The sequence below is a fragment of the Variovorax sp. P1_H12_2 genome (assembly GCF_056405335.1).
Window position 1 is genome coordinate 1 of sequence record NZ_JBFUCI010000480.1, and the last position, 4491, is coordinate 4491.

The 4491-nt window shown below is 67.3% G+C and carries 3 protein-coding genes; 1 reads left to right on the forward strand and 2 read right to left on the reverse strand.

The window, feature by feature from the left end; all coding sequences use genetic code 11:
* Positions 1–76: 76 nt before the first annotated feature.
* A complete protein-coding gene (locus tag AC1D2K_RS30560; protein ID WP_478093664.1) occupies positions 77–1462 on the reverse strand; it encodes an aminopeptidase P N-terminal domain-containing protein in 1386 nt (461 codons plus the stop codon).
* 403 nt (positions 1463–1865) lie between these two features.
* Between AC1D2K_RS30560 and AC1D2K_RS30565 the strand changes: the two genes are divergently transcribed.
* Complete coding sequence (locus AC1D2K_RS30565; protein ID WP_478093666.1) at positions 1866–3629, forward strand: hypothetical protein; 1764 nt, start codon at positions 1866–1868, stop codon at positions 3627–3629.
* A gap of 51 nt (positions 3630–3680) precedes the next feature.
* On the opposite strand, the gene AC1D2K_RS30570 is transcribed toward AC1D2K_RS30565, so the two are convergent.
* Positions 3681–4412, reverse strand: a complete 732-nt coding sequence (locus AC1D2K_RS30570; RefSeq protein WP_478093667.1) for a nucleotidyltransferase family protein — start codon at positions 4410–4412, stop codon at positions 3681–3683.
* Positions 4413–4491 lie beyond the last annotated feature (79 nt).

Here is a 4491-nt window from a genome sequence, read left to right on the forward strand (position 1 = left end):
CTTCGAGGAGGCCTTCACGCGCGGGCACCTGGCGGCGGCAGCGGCCTGAACGTCCTGCTTCGGCCCGGCGCCCGCATCAGTCGCGCATCAGCGCTTCGATCTCGTCGGCCTTGACGGGCACGCCGCGCGAGATCAGCTCGCACCCGGTCTCGGTGACGATGGCGTCGTCTTCGATGCGGATGCCGATGTTGTGGAACTGTTCCGGCACGCCCTGGGCCGCCCGCACGTAGATGCCGGGCTCGATGGTCAGCACCATCCCCGGATGCAGGATCCGGCTGGGCCGGTTCTGGATCAGTTCGTTGGACAGCGGGTCCCTGCGCTCGCTCACTTCGCCGAGCTGCGTGGGCTCGATGTAGCTGCCGCAATCGTGTACGTCCATGCCGAGCCAGTGGCCGGTGCGGTGCATATAGAAAGGGAAGTAGGCGCGCTTCTCGATCACGTCGTCGACACCGCCGACCTTGTTGGCGTCGAGCAGCCCCAGGTCCAGCATGCCCTGCGACAGCACCCTCACGGTGGCGTCGTGCGGATCGGTGAAGCGCTGTCCCGCCCGGGTCGCCGCCACGGCGGCGTCCTGACTGGCCAGCACCAGGTCGTACAGGGCGCGCTGCGGGCCGGTGAACCTGCCGTTGGCCGGAAAGGTGCGGGTGATATCGCTGGCATAGCCGTCCAGCTCGCAGCCGGCGTCGATCAGTACCAGTTCGCCGTCGCGCACCGGCGCCGTATCGGCGCGATAGTGCAGCACGCAGGCATTGGCGCCCGCCGCGACGATCGAGCCGTAGGCCGGGTACTGCGAGCCGCCGAGGCGGAATTCATGCAGCAGCTCGGCATCGAGGTGGTACTCGCGCACTTCCCGGCCTTCGCGCAGCATGCGCGCCGACAACTGCATCGCGCGGACATGGGCTCTGGCGCTGATTTGGGCCGCGCGGCGCATGGTGTCCTGCTCGGCGGCATCCTTCACCAGCCGCATTTCGTCCAGCGGGCCGCACAGGTCGCGCTGCGCTTCGGGGCACAGCGCGCCGTAGCGCACGCGCCCGCGCACGGCGGAGAGCCAGCCGTCGACCCGTGTCTCCAGGCCCTTGTGGGTCGCGAACGGATACCAGACGACGCTCTTGTTCTCGAGCAGGCGGGGCAGCCGGGTATCGAGCTCCTCGATCGAGAAGGCCTCGTCCACGCCCAGCGCCGCCGGCGCAGCCTCCGGGCCCAGCCGGTAGCCGTCCCAGATCTCGCGCTCCAGGTCCTTGGGGGCACAGAACAGCGTCGATCGCCCGTCGCCGGAGAGCACCAGCCAGGCATTCGGCTCGGTGAAGCCCGTCAGGTAATAGAAGTAGCTGTCGTGCCGGTACAGGAAGTCGCTGTCGCGATTGCGCTGCCGCTCCGGTGCCGTCGGGATGATGGCAATGCCGCCCTTTTCAATATGAGAAGAAAGTTGTGATCGGCGGGAGGCTTGATAAGTTGCGGTCATAAGGTCACTATGCGCTACGGATGTAACACCGCCAGGGAGCGGGCGAAAAACATCAGGAAAGGATTTGAAAGAACGGTTGCCCAGTCGGACCTCTCCCACGTACAAACCCCCAACTCGTTATTTTGGAGGTGTTTTGTTGAAAGTTCTACACAAGAGCACGATTTTGCTCGCAGTAGCCGCAGCCGTGCTGGCGGGCTGTGGTGGTGGTGGCGGGGGTGGAGGCGGCGGAGGGCTCGCTGCTCTTGGTACCGGAACCGGAACCGGGACCGGGACCGCGGCAGCAGGTTCGACGGCGCAAGCGGCGACCACCACCGGCAGCGGCAGTGCTCTCGCAGCGGGCTCGGCATTACCCGAAGACATCGTCGACGGCTCGCAGGCGATCTCGGCCTCTGCCTATCGCGACATGGCGGCCAAAATGGGCAAGGACGCCGGCCTGGCCTATCGCTACGGTCCGGATGCCGCGTCCTACGCAGTGGGCAACGCGGGCATTCCGACGCTGGTTGCGAAAGACGCGGCCAATCCGCTCGACATCCCGGGTCGCGGCGCTTTGGCGGGCACCTGGCAGATCGCCGGTCCGCCGCAATCCGACGCCGGCCTCTATTCCACGAACTGGGCCAACCTGGCGTACGTCGCGGATGACTCGACGCAACGCATGGGGGCCACCGACATTCAGGTGTCGGGCTACCAGTACAACGTCTTCGCGCAGACGCCCCAGATCAGCTGGACGATCGGCGGCGCGRCGGGYGGCAACCTCGACAGCATCAATGCGAAGGCCTACAAGGCCGCCGGCCTCGTCAACGGGGATCCGGTGGCGGTGGGCCGGTGCAGCGGGCGTTCGGGCTTCTGCAACCAGAGCCTGGTGGTCTACCAGAATGGCCTGATCGGCACCACCGGCTCCAACACCTCGAGCACCCAGACGACGGTGAAACTGCCGGCCAACAAGGTACCGACCGGCATCGCGGTGACCAACAACAGCGAATTCGCGCTGGTCACGGTCTGGGACACGACCGCCCTCAAGGGCCAGGTCGCGGTGGTYGCGCTGGCCGGCCTGTGCAAYAACTGCGATCCCTAYAAGRMGAMYRACATCGACTACTGGAACGAGTGGGYTKCACCGTACCCCGGTCTGATGAATGTGGGRGTCATCGCCTTCATGAAGATCCTGGGCTATGTCGACCTGCCGGGCATGACGGCGCCGACCGAGATCTCGGTCACCACGGGCATGGACCAGTGGGGYRCCCTGCTCCCCGACGGCGTCTTCCTGGGCTACAGGACGCCGCTGACCAGCCAGACCAACCGCCAGAGCTTCCTGAGCGGCGGCAGCAACTACGGCCGGTACCCCAAGAGCGGCGTGGCGGTGGTGATCTCCAAGTCGGAGCAGAAGGYGGCCTTCATCGACCTGAAGCCGTTGTTCACCTACGTCAACARCGTCTACTTCGGGGGCGACCTGGCGACCTTCACGTCGAGGATGGCGAGCCTCGGGCAGGCCGACAACCAGTGGCCCTACACCTTCRCKCAGSARMCTTCGCAGRTKCCGACGGTGGCGAAGACGGTGTCGCTGTCGGGCCGGCCCACGGCGGTGAAGACCAGCCTCTACGGCAGTGCGAYGCGCGCCTGGRTCGCGACGCAGGACGGCACGATGCACATCTACAGCCTCGACGGCTATGCCTCGGGCGGTGCGGCCCCGGCGCCCTCGCCGAATGCCTTCACGGAGGTTGGCACGGTCACSGGCCTCGGGCGCAATCCGACCTCGATCGCGACGTCCAAGGCGGAGCCGACCAACACCAGCAGCAGCARCATCGATCCGCTGTCGCAGCAGGTGCTGGTGAGTTCGCGCGGCGACCGCAAGATCTCGTGGGTGCGCTTTGCGTCCAACGGCAACAGCGGCAGCATCGTGCGCACCTTGCAGGACACGCGCATGATCGATCCGATCTCGATCGAGGACGCGGACAACTTCGCCAACTCGAACAACATCGTGAGCGTGGCCGACTACGCCGGCAAGGCCATCAGGAACTACCGCTACGGACCGGTGATCTTCAKCGACGGCAAGGCCTGCCCGGCGCCCAACGGGTGCCCCGTGACGCCCACGGGCGCCATCGGCATCGAGTACGGCGGCGCCATGGCCCTGCCTGGCAAGCCGTTCCACCTCAAGACGGCCAACGTGCCCTGATCGCGATCCCGTAGAACGGCCGGCACACCGGCATGCATGGAACGGCCCGCTTCACGCGGGCCGTTTTATTTGTGCGCCCGGCATGGCCGGCCCCGATGCATTCAGCGCCGCGAGGCGTTCCGGCGTTCCGACGTCGGTCCACGGTCCTGCATAGAGCTCGGCGCTGACGGTGCCGGCGGCCATGGCGGCGCGCAACAGCGGCGCCAGCGCCGCCTTCGTTCCGCAGGCGTTGCCCGACGGCATCGCGCAGAACGGCGGCGCGAACAGGCCGGCCCGGTACAGCGCGATGGTCGAGAAAGTGTGCTTGCGCGGCGAATCCGCCAATGCGCTGCCATCGGCGGCGATGCCGAAATCCCCGGACGGGTTGTGCGGCGGATTCGGCACCAACCAAAGATGCGCCAGTCGCCCGCTCGCCGCGAAGCGGTCGACCGCCTGCTGGGTGAAGGCGAATTCCGGCGCAAACACGTCGCCCGCGACCACCCAGAACACCTCGCCCAGCGCCGGCAGTACGCGCACGATGCCGCCCGCGGTCTCGAGCGCGCCGCCGAAGTCGCGGCCTTCGTGCGAGTAGCGCAGTGCGGCCGCGCCGTGCCGGCTGCCGAAGCGCGCCTCGATCTGCTCGCCCAGCCAGGCCGTGTTCACGATGAGATCGGTGAAGCCGCCCGCGGCCAGCGCATCCATCGGCCACTGCATCAGCGGCTTGCCGTGCACTTCGAGCAGCGGCTTCGGTGTGTGGTCGGTCAGTGGCCGCATGCGCTCGCCGCGGCCGGCTGCCAGGATCATTGCTGGAATAGCGCTCATGGGAATACCTTCGTGCTGCGCACTGCGGTGCGAGCTTGCTTGGGGCGGCCCGGCGCGGCGC

Excerpts from the sequence above, each read along its gene's own strand:
- AC1D2K_RS30560 (WP_478093664.1), bottom strand. The coding sequence starts at position 1,462 with ATGACCGCAACTTATCAAGCCTCCCGCCGATCACAACTTTCTTCTCAT.
- AC1D2K_RS30570 (WP_478093667.1), bottom strand. The coding sequence starts at position 4,412 with ATGATCCTGGCAGCCGGCCGCGGCGAGCGCATGCGGCCACTGACCGAC.